The sequence below is a fragment of the Desulfonatronum thiodismutans genome (genome assembly GCF_000717475.1).
In the GTDB taxonomy this organism is placed as follows: Bacteria; Desulfobacterota; Desulfovibrionia; order Desulfovibrionales; family Desulfonatronaceae; genus Desulfonatronum; species Desulfonatronum thiodismutans.
The window spans coordinates 1-17,888 of record NZ_JPIK01000019.1 but is presented as its reverse complement, the minus strand read 5'-3'; the positions used below and the strand labels follow the sequence as shown (position 1 = coordinate 17,888).

General features: G+C 59.2%; 16 protein-coding genes. 11 read left to right on the top strand and 5 right to left on the bottom strand.

The window, feature by feature from the left end; all coding sequences use genetic code 11:
- The first annotated feature begins 214 nt into the window (after positions 1-214).
- Both GY33_RS0114445 and GY33_RS0114440 read left to right on the top strand, forming a co-directional pair.
- The gene (locus GY33_RS0114445; RefSeq protein ID WP_031388013.1) at positions 215-478 is read left to right on the top strand and encodes a type II toxin-antitoxin system Phd/YefM family antitoxin; all 264 of its coding nucleotides are present in this window, start codon (positions 215-217) and stop codon (positions 476-478) included.
- Entirely contained in the window at positions 475-765 is a 291-nt protein-coding gene (locus tag GY33_RS0114440) for a type II toxin-antitoxin system RelE family toxin (RefSeq protein ID WP_051822678.1), read from the top strand. Before GY33_RS0114445 ends, GY33_RS0114440 begins: the two co-directional genes overlap by 4 nt.
- Before the next feature lie 26 nt (positions 766-791).
- Here GY33_RS0114440 and GY33_RS0114435 read toward each other — a convergent pair whose 3' ends face one another.
- The 4 genes from GY33_RS0114435 to GY33_RS22015 all read right to left on the bottom strand — a co-directional run bounded on the left by GY33_RS0114435 (position 792) and on the right by GY33_RS22015 (position 6,041).
- Positions 792-2,411, bottom strand: a complete 1,620-nt coding sequence (locus tag GY33_RS0114435) for a GNAT family N-acetyltransferase (protein WP_084185196.1) — start codon at positions 2,409-2,411, stop codon at positions 792-794.
- A gap of 978 nt (positions 2,412-3,389) precedes the next feature.
- The gene (ilvN, locus tag GY33_RS0114425) at positions 3,390-3,713 is read right to left on the bottom strand and encodes an acetolactate synthase small subunit (RefSeq protein WP_035272369.1); all 324 of its coding nucleotides are present in this window, start codon (positions 3,711-3,713) and stop codon (positions 3,390-3,392) included.
- Complete coding sequence (gene ilvB / locus GY33_RS0114420) at positions 3,706-5,385, bottom strand: biosynthetic-type acetolactate synthase large subunit (RefSeq protein WP_031388008.1); 1,680 nt, start codon at positions 5,383-5,385, stop codon at positions 3,706-3,708. The genes ilvN and ilvB overlap by 8 nt, the downstream gene beginning before the upstream one ends.
- Positions 5,386-5,816: 431 nt before the next feature.
- Positions 5,817-6,041: a transposase gene (locus tag GY33_RS22015; protein ID WP_200874879.1), complete on the bottom strand. Its 225-nt coding sequence runs from the start codon at positions 6,039-6,041 to the stop codon at positions 5,817-5,819.
- A gap of 364 nt (positions 6,042-6,405) precedes the next feature.
- Between GY33_RS22015 and GY33_RS0114400 the strand changes: the two genes are divergently transcribed.
- The 9 genes from GY33_RS0114400 to GY33_RS0114360 all read left to right on the top strand — a co-directional run bounded on the left by GY33_RS0114400 (position 6,406) and on the right by GY33_RS0114360 (position 16,545).
- Entirely contained in the window at positions 6,406-7,059 is a 654-nt protein-coding gene (locus tag GY33_RS0114400; RefSeq protein ID WP_031388007.1) for a CerR family C-terminal domain-containing protein, read from the top strand.
- Complete coding sequence (locus GY33_RS0114395; protein ID WP_051822677.1) at positions 7,059-8,507, top strand: efflux transporter outer membrane subunit; 1,449 nt, start codon at positions 7,059-7,061, stop codon at positions 8,505-8,507. Before GY33_RS0114400 ends, GY33_RS0114395 begins: the two co-directional genes overlap by 1 nt.
- Entirely contained in the window at positions 8,504-9,793 is a 1,290-nt protein-coding gene (locus GY33_RS0114390; protein WP_031388005.1) for an efflux RND transporter periplasmic adaptor subunit, read from the top strand. The genes GY33_RS0114395 and GY33_RS0114390 overlap by 4 nt, the downstream gene beginning before the upstream one ends.
- Positions 9,790-10,497 carry an ABC transporter ATP-binding protein gene (locus GY33_RS0114385; protein WP_035272367.1) on the top strand — a complete coding sequence of 236 codons (708 nt, stop codon included), beginning with the start codon at positions 9,790-9,792 and terminating at the stop codon, positions 10,495-10,497. Before GY33_RS0114390 ends, GY33_RS0114385 begins: the two co-directional genes overlap by 4 nt.
- Positions 10,497-11,699: an ABC transporter permease gene (locus GY33_RS0114380; RefSeq protein ID WP_031388003.1), complete on the top strand. Its 1,203-nt coding sequence runs from the start codon at positions 10,497-10,499 to the stop codon at positions 11,697-11,699. The genes GY33_RS0114385 and GY33_RS0114380 overlap by 1 nt, the downstream gene beginning before the upstream one ends.
- Before the next feature lie 550 nt (positions 11,700-12,249).
- Positions 12,250-12,699, top strand: a complete 450-nt coding sequence (locus GY33_RS0114375; protein ID WP_051822676.1) for a hypothetical protein — start codon at positions 12,250-12,252, stop codon at positions 12,697-12,699.
- A gap of 280 nt (positions 12,700-12,979) precedes the next feature.
- Positions 12,980-14,323 carry an MATE family efflux transporter gene (locus GY33_RS0114370; protein ID WP_031388001.1) on the top strand — a complete coding sequence of 448 codons (1,344 nt, stop codon included), beginning with the start codon at positions 12,980-12,982 and terminating at the stop codon, positions 14,321-14,323.
- A 363-nt stretch (positions 14,324-14,686) separates the two neighbouring features.
- A complete protein-coding gene (locus tag GY33_RS0114365; RefSeq protein ID WP_031388000.1) occupies positions 14,687-15,250 on the top strand; it encodes a TetR/AcrR family transcriptional regulator in 564 nt (187 codons plus the stop codon).
- A gap of 209 nt (positions 15,251-15,459) precedes the next feature.
- Positions 15,460-16,545, top strand: a complete 1,086-nt coding sequence (locus GY33_RS0114360; protein ID WP_031387999.1) for an ADP-ribosylglycohydrolase family protein — start codon at positions 15,460-15,462, stop codon at positions 16,543-16,545.
- Positions 16,546-16,828: 283 nt separating this feature from the next.
- Here GY33_RS0114360 and GY33_RS0114355 read toward each other — a convergent pair whose 3' ends face one another.
- Entirely contained in the window at positions 16,829-17,605 is a 777-nt protein-coding gene (locus GY33_RS0114355) for a hypothetical protein (RefSeq protein ID WP_152555208.1), read from the bottom strand.
- Between the last annotated feature and the right edge of the window lie 283 nt (positions 17,606-17,888).

Below are 17,888 nucleotides of genomic sequence, written 5' to 3'. Positions count from 1 at the left end.
TCTCACGTATGAATAAATACGCTTCGATCTTCAACTTTTCTTGCTCCTTGCACTTGGGGTTTTTGAACGGTCTGTCGAGTTCGGACTTTTCCAACACTCAGCTAAAGCACTGCACGAAATATGCGGGATGACGGCGCATGATGCGCTTGACAATCAAACCGATGTCATGAAATTCTGATCTGAATTCAGGTCAACCAGAATGGAGGTCCGAATCATGGAAATCCTTTCCCTCTCTGAGGCGAAAATGAAGTTCAGCCATCTCGTGGACAGGGTCAACGCCACGGACCAGGAAGTCGTCATCACAAAAAATGGGCGACCAGCCGCGGTTTTGGTCAGCCCTGACGAGTTTTCAAGCTGGTCGGAAACCTTGCTCATCCAGGCCGATCCCCGGCTTTTGGAGGAAATTGTCTCTGGAATGCGGGATATGAAGGAAAACAAGGCCGGCCTGTACACCATTGACGAACTTTTCGCCGAATGAGCCGAAGTCCTTTGTATCGACTGCGCGTCTCGGACGATCTGGCTGCACTGATTCGCGGTCTGCATCCTGAGCTGAAACGAAAAGTCCGCGAGGCGCTTGCGCTGATCGTGGAGAATCCGACACTGGGGAAGCCCTTGAAGCGGGAACTGGAGGGCCTGCGAAGTTTTCGCGTCAGCAGATTCCGGATCATCTACAGCCTGACGGAAAAGAGAGAAATCCAGATCATTGCCATCGGCCCCCGTGACCGGATTTATGAGGAAACGGCGCGCATTGAGAAGAGAGAATGAGATTCCTGGGGGGATGCTTCGAGAATTCAGTGTTCCAGGTCACGCCGATGAGAATCGTATATCGTGGCTGCCCTCTTCATCTCCGTCCCCACGTACTCCGCCAGCTCCTGAGCAAAATCCGAGTGCAGACGCAGCAGACTCATGTCCAGTGGAGCGGACGGACGGCTGAGCCGCAGCATGTCGCCGTCCTCCGCCGCATGGGGCCAGATCCCGGCGAAGAAGAAACCGGCGGCCTCGGCCAACTCGCAAAGCACCGCCGTGGCTCGCTGGGCCAGAGGCAGATCGACATGCACCACCTCGGCCCCGGCAATGTCCAGAAGATCCGTGCCCGCTCGCAAAATTTCCGGCCATTGCCGCGCATCGGCGGTCGAGACCCGCACCACGCCCTTCAACAGTCCGCGATCAAAGGACACCGTATAGACGCCGCTGGCCCTTTCCCTCGAACCCTGGTCGACTTCCACCGCGGCCGGGATCAAGGGGCGCTCCAGGTTTTCGTAGATGCGCTCCGTGATGCGTCGGTGCCGCTCCGGGACAAAGGCCAGGGCTGGGGCCAGGGCCAGATTCGGATTCGTCAAATAGAGAAAGCAGTGCAGATAGGATTCCCGATGGCCGGGGCCGTCTTCCAGGCCCATGGCCTTGAACTGACGCGGAGGGCAGGCCGCGAGGTCCAGACCGCAGGGGCGACCGCCCATGTTGATGACGTTGCGTTGGCTGATGGAATGACTGGTGACCGGATTGAGGGAAAGGCCGAACAGGCCCATCTCGCGGGCCCGGTTCGAGAGGGCGGAGAAGAACTGCTTCATCAGGCCGCGACCCCGGTACGCCGGAGAGACCACCAGCAGGGCCATCTCGGCCATGGGCACGGGCTCGGGCCGCAACAGCCCGGCATGGCCGACCACCTCGCCGTCACTGGTTACGGCCACGTAGCTGGCGAGGACGCCCCGGGTAACCAGATCCAGAAGCCCCTCGGGCCTGTAGAAAGCCTCGTTCTTGTAGGAGTATCCGTAGGTCAGCCAGAACAACCGGGCCACATCCAGGGCATCGTCGGCCTGGAGCGGGCGGACTTCAATGGGCTGTCCATGGGCCTCCGGGGTTCGCGCTCCATGGGATGCCCCCGAACTCTGGGATGTCCGGGATCGCCCGGCAGCATGATCCGCGTGGGCCTCTGTATCGAGATGCACCGCGGGCTGGGCAATGAGGGTGTCGCTCCCGCCTCCCGGCCTATCGTCCCGGGGCAGCTGTTTGACCAGGCACAAGGCCTTGCCCTGGCGCCCGCGGTTCACCCAGCGGACCTCGTCCACCGCGTGGTGGATGAGCTTCATTCCCAGACCGACGACCTCGCTTTCCGCGCGCTTGGGTTGGCGATGGAGCAGCGCCGGGTCAAACGGCAGGCCTTCGTCAATGAACTCCAGGCGCAATTCCCCTTCCAACAGCTCGCCCTTTACGAGCATGTTCCCCGGGGTTCCGTCCGGATAGGCGTGGGCGCAGATGTTCTGAAAGGCCTCCTCGGCCGCCAGTTCCAGAGCCAGGACGTCCTTGGCCGGAAAGCCCGCAATGCGCGCCACGTCGCGGACATGGCCCTGCACAAGAACAAGAAAACGTCCCTCCGCCGGAACTCTGAGCTGCGTGTGCGGTGTCGTGCGCATGGTTGGATCTGCTACGAAGGCAAGTGTTGAAGGTCAAGGTTGGATTTGTGGTGATCCCGTTGCCGGGAACCGGACTGGCGAGCGATCTGGGTTGCGAATATATCCCTTGCGCGACTATGACAAGAACCTTCACCACGGCGCCCAGGGCAATTTTGTTCCCGGCCCTCATATTCCGTCGGATCGGCATCGAATTCGTGATCCAGATTGGTTTGTGCGTATTTGAGTGTTGAAAAAGTCCTTTGTCGGCAGTCCGTTCAAAAACCCCAAGTGCAAGGAGCAAGAAAAGCTACCGGACACGTCCTGTGTCCGGCCCTCCCGGGCTGTGGCTTCGCCACATTTTCGATTTGCCGTCCTGGCAATCGAATCAAAATCGAAGCGTATTTATTCATACGTGAGATTTTGAACTTTTTGCGGCGACGCAGCAATTGGGAATTTTTCAACGGACTGCTAGATCCGTGAAGTTGTATATGGTTAATACAGTCACACCACGGCGTTTCCAGCCTAAACCCGAATTTCAATGTCTTACGCCGCCTACACGGCAGTTTTAAAAGCTCGCCCCGCGGGTGATGAGGGCAACGAGCATGGGCATGATCAAAGTGGTTCGCAAGGAGAATCTTCAGGCCGGACCTGCCGGTTTGGTGTTCACTGGACAGTAGGTCGCCCTTTCAGGGCTCATCCTGCTTTCCCATCGTTGTCTCGGGGCGTTGCCCTGGGCTCTAACATGTCGCCCCTTTGGGGCTGAAATCAAGCCCTGAAGGGGCGACACAAGTACAGCCCAGGGCAACCGCCCTGGGATATCAGCGTCAAATAGACCAGCCAGGAGTGCATTGTCATCACGCTTCTCCTTTGCCCGGCATCCCGGTTCGGCTAAAAACACTCAGGTAAAGGCGACTACCCCGGCTTGGCGCGGATCGCAATCGCGGGATCTTCGCGGACCGCCGCGCTCTCCGCGAACGGCCTCCGGAGTTGCCCCTCTGCTCAGTTTTCTTGAGGCCATGGAGCGTTTATCCCGGTATCCGGCTCCATGATTCGTCGCAGTTGGGCGAAAACGTCCACGGCGTCAGCCGTTACGCGGACCTCGTGCACGTCCCGCAGCTTGCGCATCTGGCGGATCATTTGCTCCAGGCGGTCATCCTCGAAGATCAGCATCCAGACGCGGCTTTCCTCACCGCCGTTCACCGGCAGACAGAGAATAGCCTCCACGTTGAAGGCCCGGCGAGAGAACAGGCCGCAGACATGAGACATCACGCCGGGATGGTTGTTGACCCGCACGTCGAGCACGGTATGGCGCTTCTCAGACATTGGCCACCTCCTCGATCATTGTTCGGTTGGCCGCGCCCGGCGGCACCATGGGCAACACCCTCTCCTCCCGGGCCACCGGCACGTGCACCAGACTCGGTCCCTTGTGGGCCATGGCCTCGGAAAGCACCGCGTCCGGATCCGACGCGTCGGCCAGATCCCGGACATGCCAGCCAAAGGCCCGGGCAATGCCCGGGAAGTCGACCTCGATGGAGTAGGTTGAGGAAAAGCAGTTGGCGTTGAAGAACAGCTCTTGCTGCTGATGAACCAGCCCCAGGCAGTTGTTGTTGAACAGGACAACCGTCACGTCGGCCTGTTGTTCCGCGGCGGTGGCCATTTCCTGAATGTTCATGAGCAGACTTCCATCTCCGCTGAAACAGACGACCTTGCGCGTCGGCGCGGCCATGGACGCTCCGATGGCCGTAGGCAGGCCAAAACCCATGGTCCCCAATCCGCCGGAGGTCAGCCAGGAAGTCCGACGCGTGAAAGGATAGCTTTGGGCCGTCCACATCTGATGCTTGCCCACATCCGTGACCACGACGGCGTCAGGCGGCGCCAGCTCTCCCACGCGGCGAATGAGACGTTGCGGGGTGTCGTGCCCGCCGCTTGTCGGCGCCAGGGGAGGAAAGGCCCTTTTCAGGGCCGCGATGTATTCGAGCCATTCACCGCGCGGGTTGGCGGTCACACGCGGCAGCAAGGCGTCGAACACGGCGCGGATGTCCGCCAGGATGCCCAGGGAGGCGGTGCGGATCTTGTCGATTTCGCTGTGATCAATGTCGACGTGGATGATCTTGGCCTGGGGGCAGAATTCCTGCACCCGGCCCGTGGCCCGGTCGTCGAAGCGCACGCCCGCGGCCAGGATCAGATCGCAAGCTTCAAGGACCATGTTCGTACCGCGCTCGGCGTGCATGCCGAGCATGCCCAGGCAGAGAGGGTGATCACGGTCCATGGCGGCCAGCCCCATCAAGGTCAGGGCCACGGGCATGGACGCGGTTTCGGCCAGCTGCTTGATCCGGTCCTGGGTTCCAGCCGCCACGGCGCCGCCGCCGACCCACAAAACAGGCCGTTTGGCGGCATTGATCATGCCCGCAGCGGCTTCGATGTCCGCGTCGTAGGCAACCGGCGCGGGATCGACTTCTCCGGGCTCGGGCCACTGCGCAAACCCGACCCGTTCCAGTTGGACGTCCCGGGGAACGTCGATCAAAACCGGACCGGGACGACCGCTCGCCGCGATGGAAAAAGCCTCGGGAATCACCGTGAGGAGTTCCCGAGCCGAACGAACCAAATAATTGTGCTTGGTCAAGGGAATGCTCATCCCATAGGTGTCCACCTCCTGAAAGGCGTCCGTGCCCATGAGGGAACGCGGCACCTGGCCGGTGACGCAAATCAAAGGTACGGAATCAAGCTTGGCGTCGGCGATGGCGGTCAGGACGTTGGTAGCGCCGGGACCGGAGGTGGCGAAACAGACCGCGGGCGCGCCCGTGACCCGGGCCATGCCCTGAGTCAGGAACCCCGCGCCCTGTTCGTGACGGGTGAGGATGTGACGAATGCATGAACTCCGGGACAGGGCGTCGTACAACGGCAGGTTCGCTCCGCCTGGAATCCCGGCGATGATGCGGACATGCTGCCGCTCCAGCAACGCGACGGCCAATTCGGCGCCGGAAAGGGAAATCATGAGGGCTCCTTTTTCAGCTCTTATGCTTTCCGGCATGGGGCAGAGCTGAAAAAAGAACCCCCCGCCGGGCCGTTGCGCCGGCGGGGGGGGAGAGAAACCAGAAACGTATTTCCCGCTAGAGCGCCACGGCGTCCGAAACGACGCTGACGACCACGACGACTACCAGGCCGGACAGGCTGCTCAAGGGAGCGTCAAGAAAAGTCATGGCGGTGGTCATCACGGGAAATCCAAAATGAGTGATTCAATGGGGGGTAATGGAAGTTCGGCTACACCCGGAAAGAAACACGTGTCAAGCGGTTTTGGGATCACTTCTCATGGCAGACCTTCAGGCCCTATCCCGATCCAAAATCAAAACTGCACCGAAGCAGGTCTCTTGATCACGAACCGGAATACTGGCCCGGAAAGTCCGCTTCAGCCCGATGTCGGCGTGATCATGTTCGCCGTGCCGCCAACCCGCCACCAACCCAGCGCGCTGTGCCCCCTGAGAGATTTCCATCCGGTGTCTCGATCAGGAGGTGATAGTGATCGTCCATGAGGCAATATCCATGACAAATCCAGGTGTACCGCTCAACCAGATCGACAAGGATGGGGAAAAACAACCACCGGTCGTCGTCACCCAGAAAGATCTCTGATCGAGCATTCCCCGGAGCAGTCACATGATAAGGGAATAAGAAAACTCAATCCGAAGTGGTCTGAGGGGTCATATACATAACGTTTATGCTAAGCGGCGCGGCCAAGGTCCTAACCCGGTTTTCCCACCACCAATTTAACCCGCGTCCGCTTGAGCATTTTGTTGGGCCATTGGCTTCCACCTATGCACGCCGTAGCCTTGATCAGATAGTCTCTGAATACCTATTCTATACTTACGTGACGCCAAATCCCGTGCTTTTCCGAATGACAGAATCCCCCTGGCGGGTGGCAACCGTCTCGAAAATACGGAAAAACTCATTCTTGACATTTTCAAAAATATATTTGAAACAGCGATTTCAAAAATTGATTTGAAACAACGAGGGGGGAGGCATGGCCAGCCAAAAATCAATTGTCGCCAAGGAAAAGCTGCTTGCCGCGGCGAGCGAGGTATTCGGGGAAAAGGGGTTCAGGGATGCCACTGTCGCGGAAATATGCAGGCGGGCCGGCGCCAATATCGCCGCGGTGAACTACCACTTTGGCAACAAGGAGGCCTTGTACCGGGAAACCTGGAGGCAATCCTTCGCCGAATCCATCCTGGCGCACCCCCAGGACGGCGGCATTCCGCCGGACGCGCCCGCCGAGGACAGGCTGCGCGGCCAGATCACGGCATTGATGAGGCGCGTCGCTGATCCGGAGAACAGGGAGTTCGTCATTTCCCAGATGGAACTGATCAACCCCACCGGGCTCCTGGGAGAAGTCATGAAATCCGCGTTGATCCCGCTACGCGAAAAGACCCTGACCGTGGTGCGGGAACTGCTCGGGCCGGAGGTCGACGAACAGCACGTGGTGCATTGTGAAATCTGCATCCTGAGCATGTGCCTGCACCCCATGCTCATCCAACGAATACGGCAGCGGACGAAAGCAGCCGGGCCGCCGCTGGTCATCCACGACCTGGACGCCTTTGCCGACCATGTCGTGCTCTTCGCCTTGGCGGGTATCCAGGCCGTGCGCGACCAGCCTCTAAAATCCGGGAGTCGTTCCTGATGCAAGCTGCTTTCGCTTTACGGTCGCTGATCCTGCTCGTTGCGGTCACAATGACGGCCTGTGTCACGGTCGGACCGGGGTACACGCCGCCGGAGCTGAATGTCCCGGCTGAGTGGAATCGACTGGACACGTCGGTCGACCCGGCGACGCACGCCGCGGCGGCCGACGACCTCAGCCAATGGTGGCGTGGGTTTGGCGATCCACTGTTGTCCGAGCTGGTGGAGGAAGCCTTGCAAGTCGGCCCGGACCTGCGCGGCGCGCGGGCCGGACTGCGGGAAGCGCGCGCCCGCCGCGGCGTGGCCGCGGCAGAGGGTTTCCCAAGCGTGACCGCGTCCGGTGCGGCCAGCCGGGCACAGGCCAGCGACGAGACCGGCGGCGGCACACGCGAAATGTACAGCGCGGGCTTTGATGCGAGCTGGGAGCTGGACGTGTTCGGCGGCGTTCGCCATGGCATTGAGGCCGCCGAGGCCGATCTGGAGGCGTCCCAGGCAAGTCTGCGGGCGGTTCACGTCTCCCTGGCGGCCGAGGTGGCCCTGAACTACGTCGAAGTGTGCGCCTTGCGGATTCGGCTGGGTATAGCCCGCGACAATCTCGCCAGCCAGTCCGAAACCCTGCGGCTCACCGAATGGCGTGTCCAGGCCGGTTTGGACAGCAGCCAGGACGCGGAGCAGGCCCGGGCCAACATGGAACAGACCCGGGCGCAGATCCCGGTTCTTGCCGCCAATCTGGCCGAGGCGGAACATCGTCTGGACATCCTTTTGGGAAAACCACCGGGAACCCTGCACGCACGTCTCGCCGGAGCCGACGCCTTGCCGACCCTGCCCGACCGGGTAGCCGTGGGCATTCCGGCGGACACCCTGCGCCAACGCCCCGATGTCCTGGCGGCCGAGCGGGCCCTGGCCGCGCAAACCGCCCGGGTCGGCGAGGCTGAGGCGGCCCGCTACCCTTCCTTCAGGCTTTCGGGCTCCATCGGCCTGGAAGCGCTGACCTGGGGCGGGCTTGGCAACACCGGCGCTTCAACCTGGTCGCTGCTGGCCGGAATCACGGCCCCGGTTTTTGACGCCGGACGCCTGCGCGCCCAAGTGGAGATCCAGGACGCCAAGCGTGAACAGGCCCTTGTGGAATACGAAAAAACTGTGCTCAGCGCGCTGCGGGACGTGGAAAACGCACTGGTGGCCATCGTCCGCAACCAGGAGCGCGGCGAGGCCTTGAGCAGTGCCGCGGACGCCGCGCGCGCCGCTGCACTGCTGGCCCGGCATCGCTACGGCGCCGGGTTGATAGATTTTCAATCCGTTCTGGACACGGAACGAACCGTCCTGTCCGTTGAGGACGGTCTGGCCAGCACCCGGGCCGACGGCGTCCTGGCGCTCATCCGTTTGTACAAAGCTCTGGGCGGCGGCTGGTCGCCGCGGGCCAAAGACCTTTCTTCCGGCAAGGAGAACTCATGAACCCATCCCAACCGTCCGCGCTCCATCAGGAAAAATCCCTGCACCAGCTCCTGGATTCCCAGTCCAAGGGGCAACGTCAACGCCGCTGGCTGTGGCTGGGCATGGCGCTGACAATCATTGTCGGCGCGGGCTTGCTCTTTTTGCGCACCGGCGAGGAGCCCGCCGGGGCGCGTTACGCCACGGCGCCGGCGGAAATCGGCACGCTGGTGGTCACTGTTTCGGCCACCGGCAACCTGCGGCCGACCAATACGGTGGAGGTGGGCAGCGAACTTTCCGGCATCGTTGATCAGGTCTTCGTGGATGTAAACGACCAGGTGAGCGCCGGACAGGTCCTGGCCCGGCTCGATCCGGCCAAGTTGCAAGACGCGGTGGCCAGGGCCAAGGCCAACCTGGCCGTGACCGAGGCCCAGGTGCTCCAGGCCAGGGCCACTGTGGACGAGGCGCGGATCACCCTGGAGCGGTATCAACAAGTGGCCGAACTGTCCGGCGGCAAGGTGCCCTCCAAAACTGAAATGGATGGCGCCGAGGCCAACCTGAAGCGGGCCGAGGCCGCTCTGGCCAGTGCCCGCGCCAGCGTCACCCAGGCCAAAGCCAATCTGCAATCGGACGAAACCGATCTGGACAAGGCCGGCATCCGCTCGCCCATCCACGGGGTGGTCCTGACGCGGGAGGTGGAACCGGGGCAGACCGTGGCCGCCTCTTTTCAGGCGCCGGTGCTGTTCACCCTGGCCGAGGATCTTGCGAAAATGGAACTGCAGGTGGACGTGGACGAGGCTGACGTCGGCCAGGTGCATGCGGGCCAGAACGCGACGTTCACCGTGGATGCCTGGCCCGGCCGGAAATACAGCGCGACCATCACCAGGGTCAGCTACGGCTCCCAGGAAAAGGACAACGTGGTTTCCTACCTGACCGTGCTCGCGGTGGACAACCAGGATCATTCCCTGCGCCCCGGCATGACCGGCACGGCCGAGATCACCACCGTGACGCGCGAAAATGCCTTGCTGGTGCCCAATGCGGCGCTGCGTTTCACCCCGTCCGCTCCTGACACGGGGCCGCAAAGGTCCACCGGGGGCGTGGTCAGCGCCTTGATGCCAAGGCCTCCCGGGCAGAGTCGACAGGTTCAGGCCGCCGTCAACGGCGCACCGCGGGTGTGGGTGTCGCGGGACGGAGAGATCTCGGCCATCGCGGTGCAAACCGGGGTCAGCAACGGACGGATGACCGAGATCACAGGCGGAGAACTCCAGGTCGGCATGCAGGTAATCACCGAGGATATGGAAGGTTCATGATGAGCGACTCCGCGCTGATCCGGCTGTCCGGGATCACCAAGAGCTATGGCCACGGACAGGCCGCGTTCCAGGCCCTGAAAGGCATCGATCTGAGCATTGATGCCGGTGACTTCGTGGCCGTCATGGGTTCCAGCGGTTCCGGAAAATCCACCACCATGAACATTCTCGGCTGCCTGGATACGCCCACCAGCGGCAGCTATCTGTTCCAGGGCGTGCCCGTGGAACGCTTGTCGCGCAACCAACGCACCCTGCTGCGACGGCATTTTTTCGGTTTCGTGTTCCAGGGCTTCAATCTGTTGGCGCGCACAACCGCTTTGGAGAACGTCGAGTTGCCGCTGATCTATCGCGGCGAGCCGTCCGCCATGCGCCATGCCGCCGCACGCGCCGCCCTGCAACAGGTCGGACTTGGAGACAGGGAGGAGCACACCCCGGCCGAACTCTCCGGGGGGCAGCAACAGCGGGTGGCCATTGCCCGGGCCATTGTCACCTCGCCGACCGTGCTTTTGGCCGACGAGCCCACCGGAAATCTCGATACCCACACCAGCCGGGAAATCATGGAGTTGATCAGCGCCTTCAATCAAGAACAGGGCATCACCGTGCTCATGGTCACCCACGAGCCGGACATGGCCAAGTATGCCAAGCGCATTATCCGTTTCGTGGACGGCCGGGTGCAACGCGACAATCTCGACGAGGAGGGTGCCTGATGCTTTGGAATACGCTGTTGCTCGCGCTGCGATCCATCCGGCGCAACCTGATGCGCTCGTTTTTGACCATTCTGGGCATTGTCATCGGCGTGGCCGCGGTGATCACCATGGTCACCCTGGGCAATGGCGCCACCCAGTCCGTGTCCGACCAGATTTCCAGCATGGGCAGCAACCTCCTGATGGTGATCCCGGGGCAACGCTTCGGCCCGGGCTCCGGAGGAGCGCCCAACTTCAAAAGTGCCGACGTGGACGCCGTGCGCAATCAGATCTCCGGGGCCGAATGGATCGCGCCCGTCGTCGGCACGTCGGCGACCGCCGTTTCCCAGGCCAATAACTGGTCCACCTCCATCACGGGCAGCACCAGCGAATATTTTCCGGCGGGCAACTGGGACGTGGCCGCGGGTCGCGTGTTCAGCGAAACCGAGGAGCGGGCGGGCAAGGCGGTCTGCGTGATCGGCGAGACCGTGCGCGAAAAGTTGTTCGGCCGACAGAATCCCGTGGGCAGCGAGATCCGCATCAAACAGTTTTCCTGCGAGGTCATCGGCCTGCTCAAATCCAAAGGCCAGTCGGCCATGGGGCAGGACCAGGACGACATCGTGGTCATGCCGTTGCGCACCGTGCAGCGTCGCCTCGTGGGCAGCCAGGATATCAACAGGCTGACGATTTCCGTGCGCGGGGCGTCTTCCATCGATGCGGTTAAACGGCAACTCACGCTTCTTTTGCGCGAACGACGCAACATCGGCGCAAACGAAGACGACGACTTCCGGGTGATGGACACCCGGCAGATCGCCGAAACCCTGACCAGCACCACGAAAATCCTGACCATGCTGCTCGGCGCGGTGGCCGCGGTCAGCCTGCTGGTGGGCGGCATAGGGATCATGAACATCATGCTGGTTTCCGTCACGGAACGGACCCGTGAGATCGGCATTCGCCTGGCCATCGGCGCGCTGGAACGGGAAGTGCTGCTCCAGTTCCTGATCGAGGCGGTGGTCCTGTCCAGTCTCGGCGGATTGGTCGGCATAACCCTGGCAACCGGCGCGTCGCTCTTTCTGGCCGGCCTGATGGGCGTCCCCTATATTTTCGATCCCGTCATCAACCTGGTGTCCTTTCTGTTCTCCGCGGCCATCGGGGTGATCTTCGGCTTCTTTCCGGCGCGCCGGGCAGCGGGCCTCAATCCCATCGACGCCCTGCGGCATGAGTAAAAGAGGTTGCTCACGGATCACATCCCATAACAGTGATGGAATGGCCCATGTTGTGCAAGTCGTATCACGTACGGCCTACCCAGGAAGGGGTACGGCGCCAAGGAACGAAAAACACAGGCTGGAAATATTATGACCATGTCGGCGGGGCAAAACAATCCTGAGAAAAGTGACCAGGAAACACCCGAAAAAGAGAGAAGACGGCAGCCGGAGAGAAGAAGCGGACACGACAGGCGGCAAACGACCGAAAGACGCGTCCTGACGGATCGACGACGGTCTTCTCATCTACCTGACGAGGAGACGCCCCCATCTTCTGAAGAAGTCCGGCGAGCTTCACGGAGCCGACGCAGCGGCATTGATCGAAGAGGCGCTTGTCGGCAAGCCGGAACCCCGGCCTTGTCCGCTCTGTCCAGCGATGAATTGTGTTTTCTGCTGACAAAGGAAGCCGTGTGAAAGTCGCCGACAGTTCGCCGGGATAGGAATATTATTCCTGGGCGGCTTCGAGGGCTTTGCCCAGCGCCTGCGCGACGCCGCCGGGAGCCGGGCCCGACTGGTGGAGGCGCACCTGGAAAACAGCCCCGAGGTCATTCATAGGGAAGTCGCCCGCCTGGGCGAACTCTTCGGCACCCGGGACAAGGCTGAGCGGTTTCTTCTGGAATTCGACGCGGAATACGCCAGACTGAGTACGGCCGTGCGCGAACACTTCGCAACGCGCGGCAACCGGGCCGTGGCCCAGGTGTTCATGACCATGTGGGCCGATTTCGCGGGATTGGAACTGACGGGCGCATTCGGCCCGGGACCGCTGCAACCCGGTGAGCTGCTTCGTCTCTCGGCCCAAAAGCCGGACATCGTCCTGGACAACGCCCACATGCCGACCGGAGCGCCCATTGCCGAGGCCGCGGAAACCGATCTGGTCCAACTCATCAATTTCCCCGGGCCGGGCATGGATCTGTTGGATGTCTTTCGGGAAAACGCGCGAGTGTTGATGGGGGTGAACCCGTGAGAAAGGGATTGAACACACGCCGCGGACGAGCCGAACGCCGATCCGTTGTTGCTTGTTTCATGGGGAACAGGCCGCGGACATGAGACATCACGCCGGGATGGCTGTTTACCCGCACGTCGAGCACGGTATGGCGCTTCTCAGACACTGACCACCACCTCGATCGTTGTTCGGTTGAAACAGACGACCCCGGTCCCGCCATTGACAAAGAAACCGTCTGGTCGGTATGTTTCTTATTTTCCATTTGTCCCGGGTACCGGAACGTTAGGCGGCGAAACTATCCATGAAAAGCAATTTAGATGATAAGCATCTCTTAGAACAAGCCCCTGTCAGCAGGGTCTTTCTGAAGTACTCGCTGCCAAGCGTCGTCACGATGGTGTTTTTTGGCGTGCAGACTCTGGTAGACGGCGTCGTGGTGGGGAACCATCTGGGGCCGGACGCTTTGGGGGGGATCAACATCATGATGCCGCTGTACAGCTTCATCATGGTGTTGGCGCTGATCGTCGGCATCGGAAGCCAGACTCTGGTCAGCATGGAGCTGGGACGCCGGAATCCGGACAAAGCCCAGGACGCGATGTCCACCGGCTTCCGGGCTTTGGTGGGGATCAGCTTGATTGCCACGGTGTTGCTGCTGCTGTTTGCTGAGCCCCTGACCAAACTGATAGGTGCTGACGAGCGGCTGCTGCCGTTCTCTCTGGCCTACCTTAAGGGGCTGGTTCCGTTCATCTTGCCTCTGACCCTCTGCTTTTATTCCGACGCCATGCTGAAGGCATTAGGGCATCCCAGGTTTTCGATGCTCATCATGTCGCTTAGCGTGGTGGTCAATGTGTTACTTACCTTTTGCTTCGTGATCTGGCTGGGCTGGGGCAATGCCGGGGCGAGCATGGCCACCGGTGTCGCTTTCACCATCGGGTTGCTGCTTTCCGGATGTATCACGTTCAATCCCAAACAGCGGCTGTCGATGCTGAAGGGTCGTTTTCAGATGCCGCTCTTGCGACGTGCCGTTTACAACGGCTCATCCGAAGGCGTTTCGGAAATGGCGGCCGCGGTCAGCATCCTGATCATCAACCTCACTGTGGTTCGCCTCTTGGGGGCCGACGGTGTGGCCGCGTTCACAGCCATCAACTACATCAACTTCACGGGGATATTGCTGTTTCTTGGTATTTCGGATGGGCTGATTCCGGTGCTGAGCTACAATTACGGTGCCGGCAACCACCAACGGGTCAAGCGGCTGTTTCGCTTTGCCGCTGCGATCAACATGAGCATCGGGATCATGGTGTTCATCGTGCTGCAGGCGTTCGGCGGGCATGCGATTTTGTTGTTCTTCGACGGCAGCGAAAGCCCGGCGTTCCAGATCGCGGTCGAGGGCCTGCGTCTCTTCGCTTTCGTATTTCTGATCAACGGACTCAACGTGCTGATCATCGCCTACTTTACCGCACTGGGCGAAGCAAAGAGTTCCATCATCATTTCCGCGGCGCGCGGGTTGGTATTCGTGCTGGTCGGCGTCACCGTTTTGCCGATGTTCATGGGCATTACTGGCGTGTGGACGGCAATTCCGCTGGCGGAATTGCTGACACTGGGAGTTGCGCTCATACTGATTCAGAGGACACACAAAAAATTGTTTTGACGCCTTTAGACGTATGCTTATCAACATGGTTAACAGTCCGTTGAAAAACTCCCAATTGCTGCGTCGCCGCAAAAAGTTCAAACTCTCACGTATGAATAAATACGCTTCGACCTTGATTCGATTGCCAGGACGGCAAATCGAAAATGTGGCGTAGCCACAGCCCGGAGGGGCCGGACACAGGACGTGTCCGGATAGCTTTTTTTGCTCCTTGCACTTGGGGTTTTTGAACGGACTGTTGGATAAGGACTTTTTCAACACTCAGTTAATCATGGAAAGCAATTTGAGATAGTTTTTCAGTACTCATGGCAAATTACTGGTTTGGATTCCAACTGATTATGCTTAGGAATAATGCGGGGGTCTCTTATGCCGACAGCTCATAAACGAAAAAAACAACCTGAAATAGTCCGGAGCAAGCTTATTGAGTGTGCCGCGCGCATCATCACCGAGCAAGGTCCTAATGCCGTTACAATCCAGGCCGTCGCTGACGCTGCTGGTGTTACCAAGGGGGGATTCCTCCACCATTTCCAGAACAAGAATCAACTTAGCGCGGCTGTATCAAGGTATTTCATAGACCAACTGGATACGGAACTTGGCAAGTTGATGGCTGAAGATCCAATAGAATATGGGCGATTTACCAGAGCTTATATCAATTCGATCTGGAAAGATGTTGCCTCGGGGCAGAAAGAACAGTGGATATCTTTTGCCATCTACGCACTATCCGAGCCACAATTAAAGTCCATGTATAACGAATGGATGAAAGAAAAACAAAGACTCCACCACGACACGGATTCAGACCAATTGCTGCAAGTTCTGAGATATGCGGCCGATGGGATATGGCTTGAGATTTTAATGGGGGCTGGTTATCAAAAGGAGCACTCTGCTTTGTTATCCAGCCTTATCGAAATGACACACGGGCAAGATGGATAGATTGCCGCGGTCGTGCGAGAGTCACGTCTGCTCTTGGCTCGCAACTATGCTTTTTTTCAGCGAATTCAACCTTCTCTGAAGCGCCTTTTCCTCCTTCAGCCTTGACCGCATGGCCGTTGAAAGCAAGCCGGATGTCATCCCCGGGATGCGTCGTGGGCCGCAGGAGGAGAACGCGATAACCGCCTGACAAGAGTATGGAGGATCGGAACATGTCGACGAACACGACTATTCGGGATCGTGCGGCCGGGGCCCTCATGGGAGCCTTCATCGGGGACGCCCTGGGGCTCGGGCCGCACTGGTACTATGATCTGGCCGAACTGCGACGCGACTATGGGGAATGGATCAGCGGCTATACCGACCCCAAACCGGGCCGATACCACGAGGGACTCAAGGCGGGCCAGCTTTCCCAGGCGGGTTTTATCCTGAAGCTGACGCTTCGTTCCCTCGTTGAATGCGGGAGGTACGACGAAAAGGATTTTTGCCGCCGCCTGGAAGAGGATCTCTTTCCGCTTCTGGACGGCGCTCCGGTCAGCGGCCCGGGGGGATACACCAGTCAGTCGATCCGCGAGGCCTGGCGACGCCGGGTGAAGCTGGGCCTGTCCTGGGACCGGACCGGGGGCGAGGCCGACACCACGGAGGCCATCGAGCGCACCCTGGCCATCGCCGTCCGCTACGCGTTCCAGCCCCGAGAGCTGGCCTCGGCCGTGGCCGACAACACCGTCCTGACCCAGGCCAACGCACTGGTGGTATCCATGACCGTCGCCTTCGGCGCCGTGCTCGGCCTGCTGGTCCGGGGACACGCCCTGGACGCGAACCTGTCATCCAAGCTCATGGACCTGGTCAAGTCCGGAGAGCTGCCCTTTCACGCCGTGACCACCGACAACCTCCAGCCCCCGGCGCCGGGCCAGCCCGAACCGCCCCGCGCCGGTCTCTTCGCCTCGCCGGACGCCTTGCTCACCCCTTCCTTCATGGCGGCCGCGGCGGCGGACCCGGAGATCCGCATCGAACCGGCCTGGAAGGTCTCCCTGGTCTACGGCATGCCCTGCGCCATCTACCATATGCTCCCAGCGGCGTACTACCTTGCCGCCAGGTTCCACGACGACTTCGAGTCCGCGGTGCTTCACGCGCTCAACGGCGGCGGCCAGAACCAGGCCCGCTCCATCCTGACCGGCGCGCTCGTCGGCGCCCAGACGGGCCTTTCCGGCATCCCCCGACGCTTCCTGGACGGTCTCGAGGAAGCTGACGAGTTGCGCCGACTGTCGGAAAGCCTCGCCTCCATGGTCGAGCAGCGCTGAACCGGGCGATCCGCGCCGACTCAGTCGTTATCGGCGATTTTTCTCGAAGGATTGGAATTGCCTCACCCCGCCGGGATGTGACGTGCGGCGCCGACCGGCCGCACTTCATGCTCCGGGATATTCAATCCGAAGTGACCTGAGGCCATGCAAACAATTTACCTCAAAAAATTAAAATACAAGACCTGACCCGATCCGGTATTTGCTCATCTCGATCCAATTTGATGCATAACGATGCTAATCAGTCGCGCGGTTTATTGCGTCGGCTGAATTAGCTTGGTTAGAACTATTTTCCATTCTTTATAAAATCTTTCAGGTCAATGTCTTCCTCTGAATCAATTCTGCTGGAATGCCTCACAAACTCAAGCGAAACTTCCCGCGCCAAATTTGATATCATTTCCGCTGTTATTATTGGCCCCTTTCCAACCATATGCTTTTCCATTGCTTGATCAATGATTGAACTAATCAAAGAGCTATCAACCTTTTTTTGCACAGCGCTAAAAATGCTATTAAATGCAGCTTCCACACGCGAACGATTATAACCCCGAGCGGCAATAGTTTCTTTAATGTTGATAGGAGGATATAATTCATGTTCCTCTTGTTTGCATGTTATGGGGTCGACGATGTAGACGTGACTCAAATTGGGACCGTCCCATTCATTTGTCAAAATAATTGAAAATCTAAGATTTCCGAATAGCTCTAAAAGCCCTATTGCTGTTTTCTCTTCTGTAGAGGCGAAAATGAAAATTCTATGTTGCAGCTCTGAAAGAACTGAGGTCTCTGGAAATTTTGTTTCATAGTCGTGACTTACAGGCACAAAAGTTGGGTCACCTTGGCCCATTATGAAATTCACTAAACCTTTTAGACTGGCGTTTCTAAGCCTCAATGGCGCTGTTTTGGTCGCAAGGTAGGTGAGTGCCATTTTTGCTATTGATCTAAAATGAATATCACCACCAATACTCGCACTAAGCTTTAAGGTGCCAGGGAAATGTCTTTTCAATTTGACAGGAATTGAAGGGATATCCTCAATTGTTTTGCCGGATCCTTTAAGGGTCTGGGTCAATAATTTTATGGCTTCGTCTTTTGACCTTGCACTAATTTGTATTGATATTGCACCATCATCAAGGGTTTCCCTATTGATAAGAGGTTTGGTAAACTCTGGCAGGACTTTAACCGCATCGTGCCAAATCCAGCACTCTCTGCCATAATTTCTGCTTGTTAACCTGGCCTTTTGCGTAAGACCCTACTGATATCTCTGCTTTTTGTCAAAAAAACGTTTAATTTTATAAATTTATAAACTTTCTTATTGACACTGTTAGACCCTACTGATATGTCCTCTGCATGCC

Coding starts and splice junctions, on each gene's coding strand:
- GY33_RS0114380 (WP_031388003.1), top strand. CDS start 10,497: ATGCTTTGGAATACGCTGTTGCTCGCGCTGCGATCCATCCGGCGCAAC.
- GY33_RS0114390 (WP_031388005.1), top strand. CDS start 8,504: ATGAACCCATCCCAACCGTCCGCGCTCCATCAGGAAAAATCCCTGCAC.
- ilvN (WP_035272369.1), bottom strand. CDS start 3,713: ATGTCTGAGAAGCGCCATACCGTGCTCGACGTGCGGGTCAACAACCAT.
- GY33_RS0114435 (WP_084185196.1), bottom strand. CDS start 2,411: ATGCGCACGACACCGCACACGCAGCTCAGAGTTCCGGCGGAGGGACGT.
- GY33_RS0114385 (WP_035272367.1), top strand. CDS start 9,790: ATGATGAGCGACTCCGCGCTGATCCGGCTGTCCGGGATCACCAAGAGC.
- GY33_RS0114445 (WP_031388013.1), top strand. CDS start 215: ATGGAAATCCTTTCCCTCTCTGAGGCGAAAATGAAGTTCAGCCATCTC.
- GY33_RS0114365 (WP_031388000.1), top strand. CDS start 14,687: ATGCCGACAGCTCATAAACGAAAAAAACAACCTGAAATAGTCCGGAGC.
- GY33_RS0114440 (WP_051822678.1), top strand. CDS start 475: ATGAGCCGAAGTCCTTTGTATCGACTGCGCGTCTCGGACGATCTGGCT.
- GY33_RS0114395 (WP_051822677.1), top strand. CDS start 7,059: ATGCAAGCTGCTTTCGCTTTACGGTCGCTGATCCTGCTCGTTGCGGTC.
- GY33_RS0114360 (WP_031387999.1), top strand. CDS start 15,460: ATGTCGACGAACACGACTATTCGGGATCGTGCGGCCGGGGCCCTCATG.
- ilvB (WP_031388008.1), bottom strand. CDS start 5,385: ATGATTTCCCTTTCCGGCGCCGAATTGGCCGTCGCGTTGCTGGAGCGG.
- GY33_RS0114400 (WP_031388007.1), top strand. CDS start 6,406: ATGGCCAGCCAAAAATCAATTGTCGCCAAGGAAAAGCTGCTTGCCGCG.
- GY33_RS0114370 (WP_031388001.1), top strand. CDS start 12,980: ATGAAAAGCAATTTAGATGATAAGCATCTCTTAGAACAAGCCCCTGTC.